The organism is Xanthobacter wiegelii, assembly GCF_043193855.2.
Classification (GTDB): Bacteria; Pseudomonadota; Alphaproteobacteria; order Rhizobiales; family Xanthobacteraceae; genus Xanthobacter; species Xanthobacter flavus_A.
In genome coordinates this window covers 1,676,437-1,694,012 of sequence record NZ_CM195529.1, presented here as the reverse complement: position 1 = coordinate 1,694,012, position 17,576 = coordinate 1,676,437, and the positions used below count along the sequence as shown (strand labels likewise).

Annotated in this window: 16 protein-coding genes; 11 read left to right on the top strand and 5 right to left on the bottom strand. The window is 68.4% G+C overall.

What is annotated here, in order from left to right; all coding sequences use genetic code 11:
• The first annotated feature begins 19 nt into the window (after nucleotides 1–19).
• Complete coding sequence (locus tag V5F63_RS07815) at nucleotides 20–733, top strand: GntR family transcriptional regulator (protein WP_209488526.1); 714 nt, start codon at nucleotides 20–22, stop codon at nucleotides 731–733.
• 69 nt (nucleotides 734–802) lie between these two features.
• On the opposite strand, the gene V5F63_RS07810 is transcribed toward V5F63_RS07815, so the two are convergent.
• Nucleotides 803–2,035, bottom strand: coding sequence for an ABC transporter substrate-binding protein (locus tag V5F63_RS07810; protein ID WP_394029826.1), 1,233 nt, complete (start codon nucleotides 2,033–2,035; stop codon nucleotides 803–805).
• A gap of 47 nt (nucleotides 2,036–2,082) precedes the next feature.
• Nucleotides 2,083–3,366: a hydroxymethylglutaryl-CoA reductase, degradative gene (locus tag V5F63_RS07805; protein WP_394102057.1), complete on the bottom strand. Its 1,284-nt coding sequence runs from the start codon at nucleotides 3,364–3,366 to the stop codon at nucleotides 2,083–2,085.
• Between the two features lie 226 nt (nucleotides 3,367–3,592).
• Here V5F63_RS07805 and V5F63_RS07800 point away from each other — a divergent pair, with 226 nt between their 5' ends.
• Nucleotides 3,593–5,002 (top strand): aminotransferase-like domain-containing protein, encoded by a 1,410-nt coding sequence (locus V5F63_RS07800; protein ID WP_394102058.1) that lies wholly within the window; start codon nucleotides 3,593–3,595, stop codon nucleotides 5,000–5,002.
• Between the two features lie 2 nt (nucleotides 5,003–5,004).
• Here V5F63_RS07800 and V5F63_RS07795 read toward each other — a convergent pair whose 3' ends face one another.
• Together V5F63_RS07795 and V5F63_RS07790 are read right to left on the bottom strand one after the other, a co-directional pair.
• Nucleotides 5,005–5,883: an amidohydrolase family protein gene (locus V5F63_RS07795; RefSeq protein ID WP_394102059.1), complete on the bottom strand. Its 879-nt coding sequence runs from the start codon at nucleotides 5,881–5,883 to the stop codon at nucleotides 5,005–5,007.
• A gap of 11 nt (nucleotides 5,884–5,894) precedes the next feature.
• Nucleotides 5,895–7,592 (bottom strand): IlvD/Edd family dehydratase, encoded by a 1,698-nt coding sequence (locus V5F63_RS07790; RefSeq protein ID WP_394102060.1) that lies wholly within the window; start codon nucleotides 7,590–7,592, stop codon nucleotides 5,895–5,897.
• A 203-nt stretch (nucleotides 7,593–7,795) separates the two neighbouring features.
• On the opposite strand from V5F63_RS07790, the gene V5F63_RS07785 reads away from it, so the two are divergent.
• Genes V5F63_RS07785 through V5F63_RS07750 form a run of 8 tightly spaced genes read left to right on the top strand, consistent with a single transcriptional unit; the run spans nucleotide 7,796 to nucleotide 15,576 of the window.
• Complete coding sequence (locus tag V5F63_RS07785) at nucleotides 7,796–9,100, top strand: ABC transporter substrate-binding protein (RefSeq protein ID WP_394102061.1); 1,305 nt, start codon at nucleotides 7,796–7,798, stop codon at nucleotides 9,098–9,100.
• Between the two features lie 3 nt (nucleotides 9,101–9,103).
• Nucleotides 9,104–10,063: a carbohydrate ABC transporter permease gene (locus tag V5F63_RS07780; protein ID WP_394029831.1), complete on the top strand. Its 960-nt coding sequence runs from the start codon at nucleotides 9,104–9,106 to the stop codon at nucleotides 10,061–10,063.
• Nucleotide 10,064: 1 nt separating this feature from the next.
• Nucleotides 10,065–10,925, top strand: coding sequence for a carbohydrate ABC transporter permease (locus V5F63_RS07775; protein WP_209488519.1), 861 nt, complete (start codon nucleotides 10,065–10,067; stop codon nucleotides 10,923–10,925).
• 7 nt (nucleotides 10,926–10,932) lie between these two features.
• Nucleotides 10,933–12,090, top strand: a complete 1,158-nt coding sequence (locus tag V5F63_RS07770; protein WP_394102062.1) for an ABC transporter ATP-binding protein — start codon at nucleotides 10,933–10,935, stop codon at nucleotides 12,088–12,090.
• Nucleotides 12,090–13,109 carry a Gfo/Idh/MocA family protein gene (locus tag V5F63_RS07765; protein ID WP_394102063.1) on the top strand — a complete coding sequence of 340 codons (1,020 nt, stop codon included), beginning with the start codon at nucleotides 12,090–12,092 and terminating at the stop codon, nucleotides 13,107–13,109. Before V5F63_RS07770 ends, V5F63_RS07765 begins: the two co-directional genes overlap by 1 nt.
• Nucleotides 13,106–13,801 (top strand): GntR family transcriptional regulator, encoded by a 696-nt coding sequence (locus V5F63_RS07760; RefSeq protein WP_209488516.1) that lies wholly within the window; start codon nucleotides 13,106–13,108, stop codon nucleotides 13,799–13,801. The genes V5F63_RS07765 and V5F63_RS07760 overlap by 4 nt, the downstream gene beginning before the upstream one ends.
• 48 nt (nucleotides 13,802–13,849) lie before the next feature.
• Entirely contained in the window at nucleotides 13,850–14,635 is a 786-nt protein-coding gene (locus V5F63_RS07755; RefSeq protein WP_209488515.1) for an SDR family oxidoreductase, read from the top strand.
• 11 nt (nucleotides 14,636–14,646) lie between these two features.
• Entirely contained in the window at nucleotides 14,647–15,576 is a 930-nt protein-coding gene (locus V5F63_RS07750) for a dihydrodipicolinate synthase family protein (RefSeq protein ID WP_168458959.1), read from the top strand.
• Between the two features lie 72 nt (nucleotides 15,577–15,648).
• Here V5F63_RS07750 and V5F63_RS07745 read toward each other — a convergent pair whose 3' ends face one another.
• Complete coding sequence (locus V5F63_RS07745; protein ID WP_394029835.1) at nucleotides 15,649–16,407, bottom strand: IclR family transcriptional regulator; 759 nt, start codon at nucleotides 16,405–16,407, stop codon at nucleotides 15,649–15,651.
• Nucleotides 16,408–16,562: 155 nt separating this feature from the next.
• On the opposite strand from V5F63_RS07745, the gene V5F63_RS07740 reads away from it, so the two are divergent.
• Nucleotides 16,563–17,564: an ABC transporter substrate-binding protein gene (locus tag V5F63_RS07740; RefSeq protein WP_394029836.1), complete on the top strand. Its 1,002-nt coding sequence runs from the start codon at nucleotides 16,563–16,565 to the stop codon at nucleotides 17,562–17,564.
• Nucleotides 17,565–17,576 lie beyond the last annotated feature (12 nt).

Sequence of the window (17,576 nt, the reverse complement as noted above, 5' to 3'; positions counted from 1 at the left end):
CCAGTGCTCCCCTTGGAACATGGACACGCAAGCCACCGTCGCCGACCGCAACCTCTCCCGGCTCTCCCGCGAGCCCTTGTGGGACCGCGCCCATGCGCAGCTGCGCGAGGCGCTTCTGGCCGGGCGGTTCGAGCCGGGCAGCGCGCTGGTGTTGCGGCAGCTGGCGGAAACCTTCGGCACGTCCATCACCCCGGTGCGGGACGCCCTCGCCCGCCTCGTGGCGCAGGGCGTTTTGGAACAGGGGCCGCGCAATTCGGCGCTGGTGCCGGACCTGCGCAAGAGCGCGCTCGTGGATATCACCATGGTCCGCTGCGAGCTGGAAGGCCGCGCCGCCCGCGAGGCGGCCGTCAAGGCGAGCCCGGCGGACATCGACGCGCTGGACGCCCTGCTCGCGCAGATGCGGGACATGATCGCGCGGCGCGCCCTGGACGCCTATCTGGATGTCCACCGCCGCTTTCATTTCGGCATCTATGCGCTGGCCCGCATCCCCCTCCTCGACGAGATGATCGAGAATCTCTGGCTGCGCTGCGGGCCGATCCTCTCCTTCGTCGTGCCGGAATATGTGGTGCTGCTGAAGGGCACGGACCATCACCAGGCCGCCCTCGACGCGCTCCGCCGCCGCGACGGCGCTGGCGCCGAGGCGGAGATCGTCGCCGACATCGAGGAGGCGGGGCGCTATCTCCTCGGCCTCGCCGACCCCTCCGGCCGCATCCGCCGCCGCGCGCCGGCCTGAGCGCACAAAAAACCCCGGCCTGATGGACAGGCCGGGGCGATTTCAGTCGGATGCGCGGAGCGCGCTGGCTCAGCCCTTCACCATCGGGCACTTGCCTTCGGCCATGGGACGGAAGGCGTCCTTGGCGGGGATGGTTTCCACGAGGTTGTAATAGTCCCACGGCCCCTTGGACTGGTCCGGCGTCTTCACCTGGAACAGGTACATGTTGTGGATGTGCCGGCCGTCCGGGCGCACCTCACCCTTGCCGAACAGCGGATCGTCGGAGGGCATCTCCTTCATCTTCGCCACCACCTTCTGGCCCTCGGTGGTGTTGGCGGCAGCGGCGGCGCGCAGATAGTGGAGCGCGCCGGAATAGACGCCGGCCTGGTTGGCGGTGGGCCGGCGGCCGTTCATCTGCGCCGCGAAGCGGTCGGCATAGGCGCGGGTGCCGTCATTCATGTTCCAGTAGAAGCCCTCGGTGAGAAACAGGCCCTTGGCCACCGGCAGGCCGAGGGAATGCACGTCGGTGAGCTGCATCAGCAGGGCGGCGAGGCTCTGCTTCTGGGTGAGGCCGAACTCGGCCGCCGCCTTCACCGAATTGATGGTGTCGCCCACCGCATTGGCGAGGGCCACCACCTGCGCGCCGCTGGCCTGCGCCTGCAGGATGAAGGAGGAGAAGTCCGAGGCGTTCGGCGGATGGCGGACGGAGCCGAGCACCTTGCCGTTCGGCGCCGCCTTCACCACGGCCATGGCGTCGGCTTCCAGCGCGTGGCCGAAGGCGTAGTCGGCGGTCACGAAGAACCAGGTGTCCTTCTTCGCCTTCAGGAGCGCGGCGGCGGTGCCGTGGGCGAGCGCCCAGGTGTCGTAGGTCCAGTGGACGGAATTCGGCGAGCACTTCTCGCCGGTGAGCAGCGCCGTGCCGGGGCCGGAGGCGATGAAGGCGACGTTGGTGCCGCGCACCACCTCCTGCACCGCCAGCGCCACCGAGGAGAAGGGCACGTCGAGGATGGCGTCCACCGTGCCGTCCGCCACCCACTTGCGGGCGGCGGCGGAGCCCACGTCCGGCTTGTTCTGGTGATCGAGGGAGATCACCTCCACCTCGATGCCGGGATGGGCCTTCTTGAAATCCTCGGCCGCAAGGCGCGCCGACACAACGGAGCCGGTGCCGGTGGAATCCGCGCCGTTGCCGTTCAGGTCGGTGAGCACGCCGAGGCGGATCTTGTTGCCGGGAATGTCCGCGCGGGCGGGCGTCGGCGCGGCGAGATGCGCCGCGGCGAGGAATGCGGCGCCCGCGGCGAGCACGAGCCGGGTTGTCCTGAGCATGGTTCTCTCCCTTGTGTGTTCTTTTGACTGTTCTTGAAACGCCACGGTCAGCTGCCGCGCACCTCTTCGAGCACCTTCTGCGCCACGTCCATGCGCACGCTGGCCCGCTCCACGAGCAGGCGGGCCACGCGGTCGATCTCCTCGCCCACGGCACCCGCCATCATGGCGATGTTCTGGGCATGCAGCGCCATGTGGCCCTTCTGGATGCCGGTGGTGGCGAGCGCCTTCAGCGCCGAGAAGTTCTGCGCCAGCCCCACCGCCGCGATGATGCGCGCCAGCCGCTCGGCGGTGGTGACGCCGAGGATGGCGAGGCACGCGCGCGCCGTGGGATGCACCTTCGTGGCGCCGCCGATGAGCCCCACCGCCAGCGGCAACTCGATGGAGGCGGAAAGGTTGCCGTCCTTGTCCACCTCATAGGTGGTGAGCGAGGTATAGCGGCCCGAGCGGGCGGCATAGGCATGGGCGCCCGCCTCCACCGCGCGGGTATCGTTGCCGGTGGCGAGCACCACGGCGGAAATGCCGTTCATGATGCCCTTGTTGTGGGTCGCCGCGCGGTAGGGATCGGCCGCGGCGAACTCGTAGGCGGAGACGATGCCGTCGCGCACCGCCTCGCCGCCGATGTCGGCGGCCTTCCACACCGCCCGGGCACGGGCGAGGCGGCGGTCGGCGAGGTTGGAGAGGATGCGCAGATAGACCCGCCCGCCGCTCCACGCGGCGATGGAGGGCGCGAGCTTCTCCGCCATGGTGTTCACCGCGTTGGCGCCCATGGCGTCGCGCGTGTCGACGATGAGATGGGTGACGACCATGGTGCCCGACGGCGTATCGAGCAGGCGCACCTCAAGGTCGCGGAAGCCGCCGCCCAGCGACACCAGCACCGGGTCGCAGGCATCGCACGCGGCCTTGATCTCGTCCCGCTTTTCCAGGATGCGGATGCGCGCCCCGGCCGGGTCCGCCACCTCCACCGCCTGCACCTGCGCGATCATCAGATTGCCGGAGACCGAGGTGAGGAAGCCGGTCTCGTAAACCTGCTTCGCCGCGTTGCAGACGGCGGCGACCACGGAGGATTCCTCCGTCGCCATGGGGACCAGCACGTCCTCGCCGTCAATCTTCATGTTGGTGGCGACGCCCACCGGAATGTTCATGGTGCCGATGACGTTCTCGATGAGCTTGTCGGCGAGCACCGGATCGAGATTGCCCATGTTGGCGAGGTGGGCGACCTGCGCCTCGTCCAGCCCGGCGAAGGCGGCGACGAGATCGAGCCGCTCGCGTGGGCTCAGCTTGTGGAAGCCGGCAATGCGGGAAGAACGGTTGGAGCCGGCGGCGATATTCATCTTCGGGCCTTCCTGTGGTCTCGCGGCATCGCCGGGGGGCGAACGCAAGGCAGGCGCGAAGGCAAGGCCCGCCGCACCCATTTCGGGTGGCGCGGTTCCGGCGTTTCCGTCCCTGTCTCTTGTCGGCCGCGCGTGGCGTGCCTGTTGGGGCGGACTTTCCGCCGCGGCGAGGGGTACGGCAAGGAACACTTTGCGTTGGAAACGATGCAGCCGTACCCTTCATTTCATGGGTACGATTGAGCAGCTTCTCCAGAAAGACGAGAGCCTGACGCGGGTGGACGCGGTGGTCCGCCTGCTGTCGCGCCGTATCGATGCGGGCCAGGTGCGGCCGGGGGAGAAACTGCCCTCCATCCGTGCCGCGTTCGCGGCCTACGGTGTGTCGCGCAACACGCTGGTGGAAGCCTATGAGCGCCTCGCCGCCTCCGGCCGCATCGAGGCACGGCCGGGCTCCGGCTTCTATGTGATGCGCACCCGCGCCGCGCCGGTGCGCCCGCCCGCCGCCCCTGCCGTCATCGAGGCGGTGGACAGCGTGTGGCTGCTGCGCGAGCAGCTGGAGCAGCATTACGACGTGCGCGTCGGCGACGGCCGCCCGCCCCCGTCGTGGATGGAAGGCTCGGAGGTGGGGCGCTATCTCAAGCCCATCAACCGCCCCGGCCGCCGTCCCTTCCCGGCGAGCTACGGCAGCCCCTTCGGCTTTCCACTGCTGCGCGAGGCCATCGCCGGCCTCCTGACGGAACGCGCCATCGCCGCCGATCCCGCGCGGGTGCTGCTGACGCAGGGCGCGAACCACGCGCTGGACCTGATCGTGCGCATGCTGGTAGAGCCGGGCGACACGGTGCTGGTGGATTCGCCCGGCTATTATCCCCTCTTCGGCAAGCTGCGCCTCGCCAAGGCGCGCACGCTCGGCATCCGCCGCACGCCGGAGGGGCCGGACGTGGCGGACCTCGCCGAGAAGGCGGCCGAGAGCGGCGCCAAGCTGTTCTTCACCCAGTCGCTGGCGCACAATCCCACCGGATCGTCCCTCACGCCGGCGGTCGCCTATCGCCTGCTTCAGGTGGCCACCCGCCACGGCCTGCTGGTGGTGGAGAGCGACCCGTTCGCGGACATCCTCCCCGCCTCGCATCCGCGCCTTGCCTCGCTGGACCAATTGGAGCGGGTGATCCATGTGGGCACCTTCGCCAAGACCCTCTCGGCGAGCCTGCGCTGCGGCTATGTGGTGGCCTCCGCCGATCTCATCGAGCGTCTTGGCGCGCTCAAGATGGTGACGAGCGTGAACTCCTCCGGCTATGTGGAGCGGATCGTCCACGACCTCATCACGTCCGGCCAGTATCGCCGCCACCTCAAGCGCTTGCGCGGCCGCGTGTCCGCCGCGACCGATCAGGCGCAGGCGACGCTGGGCCGGCTCGGCCTGCCCATCTTCGGCCCGCCCGGCGGCGGCTTCTACCTGTGGTGCGAACTGCCGGAAGGGCTGGACGACAGCGCCCTCTCCCGTCGCGCCGCCGAGCGCGGCATCCTCTTGGCGCCGGGCGCGGTGTTCCATCCCGACGCCGAGCCGCGCCGGCCGTCTCTGCGGATCAATGTCGCCTATGCGGACGATCCGCGCTTCGAGAAGTTCATGGGCGAGATACTGGGCTGATCTCAGTCGAAGCCGTAGAGCGCGGCGGGATTGTCGATGAAGATGCGGCGGCGCGTGTCCGGATCGGCACGGTCGAGGCCGAGCAGGAGAGCGGGGTCGAGGTCTTCAGGCATCGCCTCGAACAGCTCGGTGTGCGGCCAGTCGCTGGCCCAGAGCATCCGGTCGCTGCGACAGGCGATCAGCGCCGCGACATAGGGCGCGAGCGCCGCGTAGCCGTCCGGCTCGCGACGGCACAGGCGGTAGGGCGCGGAGAGCTTCACCCAGAGGTTTCCTTCGGCGACCAGCTCCAGCACCTCGCCGAACGGGCCGCCCGCGAGCGGCAGGCCGGGGGTGAGGAAGCCCATATGGTCCAGCACCACCGGCACCGGGCAGGCGCGCACGATGGGCGCGAGGCTGAAGCCTTCGCGGATCACCGCCTGAAGCTGGATGTGCCAGCCGAATGCCCCGATTCGGGCGGCAAGGCGCGCCAGGTCCTCCAGCGAGAGCCCGCCGGGATTGCGCCGGTTGACGCGGATGCCGCGCACGCCCAGCCCATGCAGCCTTGCGAGTTCCGCGTCGCTCACCTCCGGCGCCACCACGACCACCCCGCGCAGGTGTTCCGCATCGCGCCGCAGCGTGTCGAGCAAAGCGGAATTGTCCGTGCCGTAGACGCTCGGCTGCACCAGCACCGCGCGGTCGATGCCCAGCGCCGCCATCACCGGCCGATAGGCGTCGAACGTCACCGGCTGGGGCGTGTAGTTGCGGCCGGCGACCAGCGGATAGCGCTCGGGCGGGCCGAACACATGCATGTGCGTGTCGCAGGCGCCGTTCGGCAGCACGCGCTCGGCCGGCGGCGTCGTGACCGGGCGCGGCGGCAGGCAGAGAGGAGCGTCGGCGCTCATGCTCGCGCGCCTCAGCGCGGGACCATGAAGTCGAAGTCGCAGCCCTCGTCCGCCTGCAGCACGCTCTGCTGGAACAGCCGGGCATAGCCCCGCTCCGGCAGCGGCCGCTCGGGCACGTCCGCGAGGGCGGCGCGGCGGCGGGCGAGCTCGTCTTCCGCCACCAGAAGGTCGATGCGCCGGCCTTCCACGTCGAGGCGGATCATGTCGCCGCTCTGGACCAATGCCAGAGGCCCGCCCACCGCCGATTCCGGCGTGATGTGCAGCACGATGGTGCCGAAGGCGGTGCCGCTCATGCGGGCATCGGAAATGCGCACCATGTCCTTCACCCCCTGCCGCCCGAGCTTCTTGGGGATGGGCAGATAGCCCGCCTCCGGCATCCCCGGCGCGCCCTTGGGGCCGGTGTTGCGCAGCACCAGCACATCCTCGGCGGTCACGTCGAGGTCGGGATCATCGATGCGCGCGGCCATGTCGGCCACCGAATCGAACACCAATGCGCGGCCGGTGTGCTGGAGCAGCCGCTCGCTCGCCGCCGCCTGCTTCAGGATGGCGCCGCCGGGCGCGAGATTGCCGCGCAGCACCACCATGGAGCCCTGCGCCTTGATGGGGTTGGAGCGGGGCCGGATGACATCCTGTCCGGGCACCTCCTCGGCAGCCTCGACCATCTCGCGCAGGGTGCCGCCGTGCACCGTCGGCGCGTCGAGATCGATGAGATCACCGAGCTGCTTCAAGAGCTTGGGCACGCCGCCAGCATGGTGGAAGTGCTCCATGTAGTGCGCGCCGGAGGGCTTGAGATCCACCAGCACCGGCACCTCGCGGCCGATGGCGTCCAGCGTCTCCAGCTCCAGCCGCACGCCGGCGCGGTTGGCGATGGCGGTGAGGTGGATGATGCCGTTGGTGGAGCCGCCGATGGCCTGCATTACCACCAGCGCATTATGGAAGGCCGCGGGGGTGAGGAGTTCGCTCGGCTTGGGACCGTCCTCCACCGCGAGCCGCGCGGCGACCTTGCCGCTCTGCTCGGCCAGCCGCACGCGCTCGGCATGGGGCGCGGGAATCGACGCGCTCATGGGCAAGGAAAGTCCGAGCGTCTCGGTGATGCAGGCCATGGTCGAGGCTGTGCCCATGACCATGCAGGTGCCCACCGACGGCGCGAGGCGGCCGTTGACCGTATCGATCTCCACTTCGTCGATCTCGCCGGCCCGGTGCGCGCTCCACAGCCGCCGGCAATCGGTGCAGGCGCCCAGCACCTCGCCACGATGATGGCCCACCACCATAGGGCCGACAGGGACCACCACGGTAGGCAAATCCACGCTCGCCGCCGCCATGATCTGCGCCGGCAGGGTCTTGTCGCAGCCGCCGATCACCACCACCGCGTCCATGGGCTGGGCGCGGATCATTTCCTCCGTGTCCATGGCCATCAGATTGCGCAGGAACATGGAGGTGGGATGGGCGAAGCTCTCGTGGATGGAGATGGTGGGAAACACCATGGGCATGGCCCCGGCCAGCATCACCCCGCGCTTCACCGCCTCGATGAGCTGGGGCGCGTTGCCGTGGCAGGGGTTGTAATCGCTGTAGGTGTTGGTGATGCCGACGATGGGCCGGTCCAGCGCATCGTCCGAATAGCCCATGGCCTTGATGAAGGCCTTGCGCAGGAACAGCGCGAACCCGTCGTCGCCGTAGCTCGTCAATCCTTTTCGCAGTCCCCGCGCCATCCTCGCCTTCCCCGTGCCGATCATCGCCGACCTGAAAGCGGACAATTTCCCTGCTGGGTTTGATTGTCAATAATATACGCCTCCATAAGCGCATTGAGATGAAAATTGCGCCTATCTTCGGAATCATTATTGACAATAACTCGACCGCCGCCCAGTCTCCCCGCAAACCCGGGGCATAACGGGACTTAGCGGGAGGAACGTGGATGACGAGCATTCGAGGCGCTGGAAAAACGTCGTGGGGCCGCGGCCTGTGCGCGGCGATCGCCATGACGGCAGCGATGGGCGGAGGCCACGCCTTCGCGCAGACCGAAATCACCATGTGGAGCAACTGGCCCGACGAGCCCGCCAAGAAGGAGTGGGTGACGGCGCGGGTGAAGGAGTTCGAGACCGCCAACAAGCAGTGCACGGTGAAGCTCAGCTTCATCCCCAAGGCCGACATCTATACCCAGGCGAAGTCTGCCGTGCGCACCGGGCAGGCCCCGGACATCTTCTACATGGAGCCGGACCAGCCGGAATTCCTCGCCGGCGGCTTCCTGGAGCCCCTCGACGGCTATATCGACCTCAACGGCCTCGAAGACTGGGCCAAGCCGGCCTGGACCTCCAAGGGCAAGGTCTATGGCGTGCCGGTGGAGGCCTATACGGTCGAGCTCTACTACAACAAGGATCTGGTGAAGAAGGTGGGCGTGGACGTGCCCGCCTCCTTCCAGCTGACGCAGGCGCAGTTCACCGACCTGGTGAAGAAGGGCGTCGCTGCCGGCATCACGCCGGTGTCGCAGGGCGTGGGCGACCGGCCTTTCCCGGGCGGGCAGCTGCTGTTCGAATCCCTGCTGCGCAAGCTCGGGCCGGATGACTACATGAAGCTCCTCAACGGCGAGCTGTCCTTCAAGGACCCGCGCGTGCAGGAGGTGATGACCTTCGTGAAGGAGCTGGTGGATGCCGGCGCCTATCCCAAGAGCTTCTCCACCCTGAAGCTCGGCGAGTCCCACTTCTACTTCTACAATTCTCCGGGCTCCCTCACCTTCCCCGATCCCAGCTGGTTCACCGGCCGCGCCTTCGCCGCGCCGGAAAAGGGCGGCATGCCGGCGAACTTCCCGCTGGGCATCATGAAGTTCCCGGCCATGGACAAGGGCGCCTGTCCGAACTGCAAGACGCTGGCGGTGGCCGGCAGCTTCGTCATGTATTCCAAGGGCAAGAACAAGGATTGCGCTGGCGCGCTGCTGAAATCCATGGCCAATGCCGAGAATGGCACCAAGTGGATCAGCGAGGTGTCGCTGCAGAGCGGCCTCAAGTCCGATCCGGCAAAGATCGTCAGCCCCCACAAGGCCTATTTCGACGAGCTGAACGCCCGCAACAAGGACGTGACCTATTTCTTCGGCACGCCCTTGCTCTACTACCGGGCCAAGTGCGCCGAGACCTATATCCAGGTCATGAACAACGCCTTCCCCGCCGGCCTCATCAGCGTTGCCGATGCGGCGGAGAAGATGGACGCCGCCTGCCTGAAGAAGTGAGCGATGCCCGACGCCATTTCCATCCGAACCGCGGCCAAGAGCGGGGAGGCGAAAGCCTCCTCGCGTGCCACCCTCGCCGATCCCAGGCGCGCCACGCGGCTGGTCCTCGCCATCTTTCTCGGGCCGGCTCTGCTGGTCTATTGCGGGCTCACAGCCTATCCGGCCTTCCGCACCATCTTTGACAGCTTTTTCACCATCGAGGGGATGGATGCGACCTTCGTGGGCCTCGCGAACTATCGCGAGCTGATGGGCGACGAGACCTTCTGGGTCGCCGTGCGCAACACCTTCATCTGGTCCTTCGTCGCTCCCGTCATCGATGTCGCCACCGGCCTTCTCCTCGCCCTCGCGCTCTATGCCGGCGTGCCCTTCGCGCGCTTCCTGCGCGTCGCCTGGTTCACGCCGGTGCTGCTCTCCTACGTGGTCGTCGCGATCCTGTGGATGTGGATCTACAATTACGACTGGGGCGTGCTGAACGTGATGCTCCGGGCCGTCGGCCTCGGCGATCTCGCCTCCTCCTGGCTGGGCGATCCCAACCTCGCGCTCGGGGCCGTCATCGTCACCCATGCGTGGAAGTGGGCCGGCTTCAACATGGTGGTGTGCCTCGCGGCTATTCACTCCCTGCCCAAGGAAGTTCTGGAAGCCTCCGACCTCGACAATTGCGGCTGGGGCGCGAAGCTGCGCTACATCATCATCCCCATGCTGCGGCCGACATTGCTGTCGCTCTACATCCTGTCCTTCATCGGCAAGATGAAAGTCTTCGATCTCGTCTGGATCATGACCCAGGGCGGACCTCTGTGGGCGACGGAGACGGTCTCCACCTACGTCTACAAGCGCGCCTTCAACTGGAACACCTTCGACCTCGGCTATCCCTCCGCCATTGCCACCGTGTGGTTCCTGGTGGTGTGCGCCGCGGTCATCATCCTCAACCGCGTGCTCGGCTCGCGCGAGCGGCTGGAGTATTGAGATGGCCGCAACCCTCGCCGCCAACGCCGGCCGCGCGCCGCTGCCGCGCCTGTTCTCGCGGGGCATCCTCGCGCTCGTGCTGGGTGTCTACACCATCTACCAGCTCGGGCCGTTCCTGTGGCTCGCCACCATGTCGGTGCGCACCACGGCGGAGATCAGCGCAGACCCTTACGCCTGGCCGAGCCCGATGCACCTCGACCAGTTCCGCACCGCCTGGGTGGATTCCGACTTCGCCACCTATTTCTGGAACTCCACCCTCGTGGTGGTGGGCGCGGTGGCGGTGCTCACCTTCATCGGCGCCGCGGCGGCCCACGCCCTGGCGCGCTACCGCTTCCGGGGCAACCGGATCATCTACGGCATCCTGTTCTCGTCCATCATCTTCCCGCCGCAGATCACCCTGATCTCGCTGTATCAGATCCTGGTGGACTACAATCTCTACAACAGCCTGTTCGGGCTGGCGCTGGTCTACATCTCCCTCCAGCTGCCGTTGACCGTGTATCTCTTGGAAGGCTTCTTCGCCCGCATCCCGCAGGACCTTTTCGATGCGGCCAAGATGGACGGCTACGGCGACCTCGAAATCTTCTGGCGCATCGTGCTTCCCGTGGGCATGCCGGCCATCGCCACCACGCTGATCCTGAACTTCATCCAGCTCTGGAACGAGTTCCTGTTCGCCGTGGTGCTCATCACCGATCCGGACAAGCGCACCCTGCCCATCGGCATCCGCGCCTTCATGGGCGACCATTTCCAGGACATCGGCATGATCGCCACCGGCGTCATGATCTCTGTGATCCCGGTCATCGTCGTCTACGTCTTCTTCTCCGAAAAGCTGATCCGCGGCATGACCGCCGGCGCGATCAAGTGAGGCTGCCATGGCAGTGGTGAAACTCGACAAGATCGTGAAGCGCTATGGTGGCGGCGGCCCCGTCGTGGTGGAGGACGTGGACCTCACCATCGACGACGGCGAGTTCATGGTGCTGCTCGGCCCTTCGGGTTGCGGCAAGTCCACGACGCTGCGCATGATCGCGGGGCTGGAGACCATATCCGGCGGCACGCTCTCCATCGACGGGCGCGTCGTCAACGACGTGCCGGCCAAGGACCGGGACATCGCCATGGTGTTCCAGTCCTACGCGCTCTACCCGCACATGAGCGTCGCTGACAATCTCGCCTTCGGCCTGCGCCGCCGGGCCATTCCGGCCGGCGAGATCGAGCGGCGGGTGAAGGAGGTGGCGGCGCTCCTCGGCCTCGCGCCGCTGCTGACGCGCAAGCCCAGCGCCCTCTCCGGCGGCCAGCGCCAGCGCGTCGCGCTGGGGCGGGCCATGGTGCGCGAGCCGCAGGTGTTCCTGTTCGACGAGCCCTTGTCGAACCTCGATGCGGCGCTGCGCGTCAACACCCGCAGCGAGATCATCAAGCAGCACCACCGCCTCGGCTCCACCATGATCTATGTCACCCACGATCAGGTGGAGGCGATGACCATGGGCACGCGCATCTGCGTGATGAACGCCGGCAAGGTGGCGCAGATCGGCGCACCGCTTGATGTCTACTGGCAGCCGGCCAACACCTTCGTCGCCCGCTTCCTCGGCTCGCCGCCCATGAACCTCATGGACGCGACGCTTTCCGCCGCCACCCGCCGCGCGTCGAGCCCGGCGCTGGATGCGCCGCTCGCCCGCTGGAGCGACGGTGTGCTTCAGGCGCGGGACGGCCGGAAGGTGACGCTCGGCGTGCGCGCGGAAGACATGGCGATCGATCCCGCCGCCCTCGACGGCGCGCCGGGCGGGCGCGTCACCGGGCGCACCATCGCGGTGGAGCCGCTGGGCGCCGAGACGCTGCTGCTGCTGGAACTGCCCGGCGGCGGCGAGATCACCGCCCGCCTGCCCCGCCATGTCACCGCCGCGCCGGACGAGACGGTGGAGCTGTTCTTCCGGGCCGACGCCGCCTATCTGTTCGACGCCGAGACGGGCGATGCCATCGCCCCGCTGGAGACCGGCGCCGCCGCCGTTCGCGCCGCCGTGCAGCGGAGGACGCACTGATGGCCGCGCCGCTCCGCGTCGGGCTCATCGGCGCCGGCTGGGTCACCCAGCATCACCTCAGGGGCTGGGCGGCGCTGGGCGAGGCGGCGAAAGTCGTGGCCATCGCCGACCCGTCCGCCGAGCGGGCGGCCGAGCGGGCGGATGCTTTCGGCATCCCCGCCGTCTTCACCAGCGCCGAGGCGATGCTGGCGGCCGGCGGCCTCGATGCGGTGGACATCGCCGCGCCCCGCGCCGTCCATGCGGAGCTGGCCCGCCTCGCGGCGCGGCATGGCCTGCCCATCCTGTGCCAGAAGCCCCTCGCTCCGACCTTGCCGGAGGCGGAGCAACTGGTGGCGGACATCGGCGGGCGGGTGCGCCTGATGGTGCATGAGAACTGGCGTTTCCGCGCCTACTACCGACAGGCCGCGCAATGGCTCCGCGCCGGGCGCATCGGCGCGGTGCGCGCTGCCCACCTCTCCCTCGTCACGTCAGGCACCGTGCCGGATGCGGAGGGGCGCTTGCAGGCGCTGGAGCGTCAGCCCTTCATGCGCGATGAGCGGCGCATGCTGGTGGCGGAGGTGCTGATCCATCACCTCGACACCCTGCGCATGCTGCTCGGCCCGCTGAAGGTGGAGGCCGCCGCCCTCAGCCGCACCTGCAATGCCATGGCGGGCGAGGACGGCGCCGTCATCCAGCTCTCCACCGCGAACGGCGCGGGCGTCTCCATCTTCGCCAGCTTTGCGGCCTATGGCGTGCCGCCGCAGCAGGCGGACCGGCTGACCATCCTCGGCGATGCCGGAACCCTGCGTCTCGACGGCTCCACCCTCAGCCTCGCCGGCCCCCATGCCGAGCGGCTGGACTATGATCCCGACGCGACCTATCTCGGCTCCTATGCCGCGACGATCGCCCATTTCGTCGGGTGCCTTGAGAGCGGCGCGGCCTTCGAGACGTCGCCCGAGGACAATCTGGAGACCTTGCGGCTGGTGGAAGACTGCTACAGGCTTTCCGGATTCGAGACGGCGAACAGGAGCGCCGCATGAGCGAAGCGTCCCTACCCGCATCGCGGGCTGACGAGCAGGCCGAGGTCCAGCGCCGGCTGGAGGATGACATCATCTTCGGCCGCTTCGCCCCCGGCTCGCGGCTGGTGGAAGACACGCTGATGGCGCGCTACGGCGCCTCGCGGCACTACATCCGTCAGGCGCTGGTGCAGCTGGAGCGCACCGGCGTGGTGCGGCGCGAGAAGAATGTGGGCGCCACCGTCTGCTCCTATTCGGCGCAGGAGGTGCAGCAGATCTACGCGGTGCGCGAGATGCTCACCCGGCAGGCGGCGCTGATGATCCCTTTGCCCGCCCCGCCGGAGCTGATCGCCCGCCTCAAGGAGATCCAGGCCGACTATTGCCGCAACGCCGACGCCGGCAACCTGCGCGGCATCCACGAGACCAACGACCTGTTCCACCTGACGCTGTTCTCGGGCTGCGGAAATCCCTATCTCGTGCGCACGCTGCACGACTACATGGGCTATACCCTGCCCATGCGCGCCAAGAATCTCGCCGACCACGCCGGCCTCCAGCTCTCCCGCCGCCAGCACGACATCATGATCGAGCTGCTGCAGGGAACGGACAGCTGGGCGCTCGCGCAGCTCTGCGTCGATCACATGCAATACAGCAAGGCCGACTACCTCGCGCGCACCGCCGGCACGGCGGCCTCGGGCCGGCTGGCCATCGCCGACTGAATGCCCGCGGACGGATCTGCCGCGCGCCGACATGACGAAGGAAGACCCATGGATCTCGGACTGAAAGGCAAGACGGCCCTCGTGCTCGGCGCAGGCGGCGGGCTCGGCAGCGCCATCGCGGCGACACTGGCGGCGGAAGGCGCCAAGGTGGCGCTGGGCGACATCGACCTCGCCGCCGCTGGTGCGGTGGCGGAGCGCATCGCGGCCGTGGGCGGAGAAGCGATGGCGCTGAAGTTCGACCTCTCCGACCTTGCGGGCATCGATGCGCGCATCGCCGAGATCGAGGCGAAGCTCGGCCCGGTGGACGTGCTGGTCAACAACACCGGCGGCCCGCCGCCCACCCCGGCCGCCGGCCAGGACCCGGCCCTCTGGGCCAAGAGCTTCAACGACATGGTGCTCTCGGTGATCGCCATCGCCGACCGGGTGCTGCCCGGCATGCGCGCGCGCAAGTGGGGCCGCATCATTACCTCCACGTCCTCCGGCGTGGTGGCGCCGATTCCCAACCTCGCCATCTCCAACGCACTGCGCCTGTCGCTGGTGGGCTGGTCCAAGACGCTCTCCCGCGAGGTGGCGCGCGACGGCATTACCGCCAACATCATCCTGCCCGGCCGCATCGCCACCGACCGCATCAAGTTCCTCGACGCCAAGAAGGCCGAGCGCGAGAACCGCTCCGTGGAGGAGGTGTCGGCGGAAAGCACGGCCTCCATCCCCGTCGGCCGCTACGGCGACCCGCAGGAATATGCCAACGTGGTGGCCTTCCTCGCCGGCACGCCCTCGTCCTATGTCAACGGCTCGGTCATCCGCGTGGATGGCGGCCTCATCGCCAGCATCTGATCGGGTTCATCATGCTTCTCGACGCCAGCGCCTCCGGCCTGTTCCCCATCGCCCCCACCCCGTTCACGCCGGACGGGAAGATCGACGAGGGCTCCCTCGACACCCTCATCGCGCGCTATCTCGCCGCCGGAGCGACCGGCGTGACGGTGCTCGGCATCATGGGCGAGGCGCCCAAGCTGGAGCCGGAGGAATCGCTTGCCGTCACCGCGCGCTTCATCGCCGGCTTCGGCCAGCTGCCGGTCATCGTCGGCGTGTCGGCACCGGGCCTTGCCGCCATGCGCTGGCTGGCGCGCGCGGCCATGGACAAGGGCGCGGCGGGCGTCATGATCGCCCCGCCGCCGAGCCTGCGCACGGACGACCAGATCACCGGCTATTACCGGCAGGCCATCGAGGCCATCGGCGACGATATCCCCTTCGTCATCCAGGATTATCCGCTCACCCTCACCGTGCAGATGACGCCCAAGGTCATCCGCCAGATCGTTCAGGAGAACCCCTCCTGCGTGATGCTGAAGCACGAGGACTGGCCGGGGCTGGAGAAGATCTCGGCGCTGCGCGCCTTCCAGAAGGAAGGCTCCATGCGCCCCATCTCCATCCTCACCGGCAACGGCGCGCTGTTCCTCGATTTCGAGATGGAGCGCGGGGCGGACGGCGCCATGACCGGCTACGCCTTCCCCGAGATGCTGGGCGATGTCGTGAAGTTGCAGAAGGCCGGCGAGCGGGAGGCGGCGCATGACCTGTTCGACGCGCACCTGCCGCTGCTGCGCTACGAGCAGCAGCAGGGCGTCGGCCTCGCGGTGCGCAAATATGTGATGATGAAGCGCGGCTTCATCGCCTCCGACGCCCAGCGCAAGCCGGGCTCGTCCCTCTCCGCCACCGCGCGGGCGGAAGTGGACTACCTGCTGTCCCGCCTCGCCCGGCACGATCCCCGCGCGCTGGTCTGAGCGACGCGATTTGAAGTCCGACCGGGGCGGCTCCAGCAGATGGAGCCGCCCCGCCTCATTTTAAGGGCCGAACTACCGCGCCACCCATGTGCCGCTGCCGGCGATCTCCTCGGAAATCCGCCGGCCCGCATCGATGACCGCGGCGCGGATGGCCGGCGAGGCGCCGGCGAGGTCCTCGGCCGCGAGCACGAGGCTGACCCCGGCGATGACCTGCTTGTTCACGAGCACCGCAGCCGCGACACCGGCGCGCCCCTCCGCGACCTCGGAGACCGTCTCCGCCACCCCGTCCCGGCGGATGGCCCGCACCTCGGCCTTGAAGGCCTTCCAGTCGCCATGTCCGAGCCGGGCGCGGATGATGTCCTCGTTGTCGAGATAGATCCGCTTGAGGGAGCGGTCGTCGAGATGCGCCAGCACCACCTTGGATGACGCGCCGGCGAAGAGCGGCATGGCGACGCCCCGCTCGTAGGTGGTGATGGGATGGGGCGCGCTGCCGTGCTCCTGATGCACGCACATCACCGTGTCGCGATAGCGCCGGCACAGGATGGCCGTCGCGCGCTGTGTGGTCTGGTCGAGCAGGTCGCGCATCACCCGCGAGGCGATGGGGATCAGCGTGTCCCCCTGCCGCAGAAGCCGGTCGTACTCGATGAAGGCGGGGCCGAGCACATATCCCGCGCCGATGACCGGATCGAGGAAGCCGGCCCGGCAAAGTTCCTGCACGTCGCGATAGGCGGAACTCTGGGACACGCCCGTCTCCTGCGCGATGTCCTCCACCGTCAGCGGCCATGGGCGCCCGCGAAACAAGCCCATCACCTGAAGAATCCTGCTGGCCACGTCCGCCCCCACTCGATGATACGTTATATCATTGACCGGGAATTTCACAAAATTCCCAATTGCTGCGAATTATGCTTGAAGCTCCGCGAGAGATCGAGCACTCTTTGGTTCAGGTGACGCGCGGTAAGACGCGTCCTTCTTCCCGGAGAGAGATGATGACGCGCGTCGTGACACGCCGCCTCGCAGCCGCTCTGGCGGCGACCTTCGCCCTGAGCTGCGCAACCGCCCTGCCCTTCTCGCCCGCCGCTGCGCAGGGCGCTCCGAAGACCGAGGTGAAGCTCGCGGTCCTCGCCCCCAGCGCCCTGCTCTGGCTGCACGCCATCGCCGTGGAAAAGGGCTTCTACGACAAGCGCAACATCACCGTGCGCGAACTGCGCGCGTCGGACAGCCCGGCGCTGCTGCAGGCGGTCGCATCGGGCAGCGCGGACGCCGGCATCTCGCTGGGCGACCTCGCGGTGCGCGCCATCGACAAGGGCGCCCCCGTCATCATCGCCGGCGCGGTGCTCGACAAGACCATCCTGCGCCTCTACGGCGCCAAGGGCACGGCCTCGGTGAAGGATCTCGCCGGCAAGCCGCTGACCGCCGGAGCGGTCAAGGGTGGCACGGCCAACCTCCTGAAATTTCAGCTGAAGCAGGCGGGCGTGGACCCGGCCGGCGCGCAGATGGTGTCCATCGCCAACTCGCGCGACCGCATCATCGCCATGGGCAACGGGCAGGTCGCGGGCGCGCTCCTCATCGCCCCCTTCGACACCCTCGCGGGGCGCGACGGCGCCGTGCTGCTCGATGTCTATCGCGAGCCCTATGTGCAGACGCCCCTCGTGCTGAACAAGTCCTGGGGCGAAGCCCCCGCCACCCGCCCCGCGGCGATCGCGCTGACGCAGGCGCTGAAAGAGGCGGCCGCCTTCATCGACGACCCGGCCAACAAGGACGCGGCCATCGACGTGCTCGCCGCCTACACCAAGACGCCGCGCGACGTGGTGGAGGATTCCTACGCCTTCATCGTGAAGGAGCAGAAGGCGATCCCCGCCGATCTCGCCGTGAAGGCGGCCGGCCTCGAAAACCTCTACAAGATCGACGCGGCCGTGGGGGGCGATCCCCAGACCCAGGCCTTCGACCTCAAGCGCTATTACGACCCGAGCTACATCGCCGGCAAGTGAGCCCGAGGGGAG

Bases quoted from the DNA above. Each gene is read 5' to 3' on its own strand.
- V5F63_RS07765 (WP_394102063.1), top strand. From the start codon at position 12,090: ATGGCCGCGCCGCTCCGCGTCGGGCTCATCGGCGCCGGCTGGGTCACC.
- V5F63_RS07805 (WP_394102057.1), bottom strand. From the start codon at position 3,366: ATGAATATCGCCGCCGGCTCCAACCGTTCTTCCCGCATTGCCGGCTTC.
- V5F63_RS07815 (WP_209488526.1), top strand. From the start codon at position 20: ATGGACACGCAAGCCACCGTCGCCGACCGCAACCTCTCCCGGCTCTCC.
- V5F63_RS07795 (WP_394102059.1), bottom strand. From the start codon at position 5,883: ATGAGCGCCGACGCTCCTCTCTGCCTGCCGCCGCGCCCGGTCACGACG.
- V5F63_RS07780 (WP_394029831.1), top strand. From the start codon at position 9,104: ATGCCCGACGCCATTTCCATCCGAACCGCGGCCAAGAGCGGGGAGGCG.
- V5F63_RS07770 (WP_394102062.1), top strand. From the start codon at position 10,933: ATGGCAGTGGTGAAACTCGACAAGATCGTGAAGCGCTATGGTGGCGGC.
- V5F63_RS07760 (WP_209488516.1), top strand. From the start codon at position 13,106: ATGAGCGAAGCGTCCCTACCCGCATCGCGGGCTGACGAGCAGGCCGAG.
- V5F63_RS07750 (WP_168458959.1), top strand. From the start codon at position 14,647: ATGCTTCTCGACGCCAGCGCCTCCGGCCTGTTCCCCATCGCCCCCACC.
- V5F63_RS07775 (WP_209488519.1), top strand. From the start codon at position 10,065: ATGGCCGCAACCCTCGCCGCCAACGCCGGCCGCGCGCCGCTGCCGCGC.
- V5F63_RS07785 (WP_394102061.1), top strand. From the start codon at position 7,796: ATGACGAGCATTCGAGGCGCTGGAAAAACGTCGTGGGGCCGCGGCCTG.
- V5F63_RS07790 (WP_394102060.1), bottom strand. From the start codon at position 7,592: ATGGCGCGGGGACTGCGAAAAGGATTGACGAGCTACGGCGACGACGGG.
- V5F63_RS07810 (WP_394029826.1), bottom strand. From the start codon at position 2,035: ATGCTCAGGACAACCCGGCTCGTGCTCGCCGCGGGCGCCGCATTCCTC.
- V5F63_RS07755 (WP_209488515.1), top strand. From the start codon at position 13,850: ATGGATCTCGGACTGAAAGGCAAGACGGCCCTCGTGCTCGGCGCAGGC.
- V5F63_RS07740 (WP_394029836.1), top strand. From the start codon at position 16,563: ATGACGCGCGTCGTGACACGCCGCCTCGCAGCCGCTCTGGCGGCGACC.
- V5F63_RS07800 (WP_394102058.1), top strand. From the start codon at position 3,593: ATGGGTACGATTGAGCAGCTTCTCCAGAAAGACGAGAGCCTGACGCGG.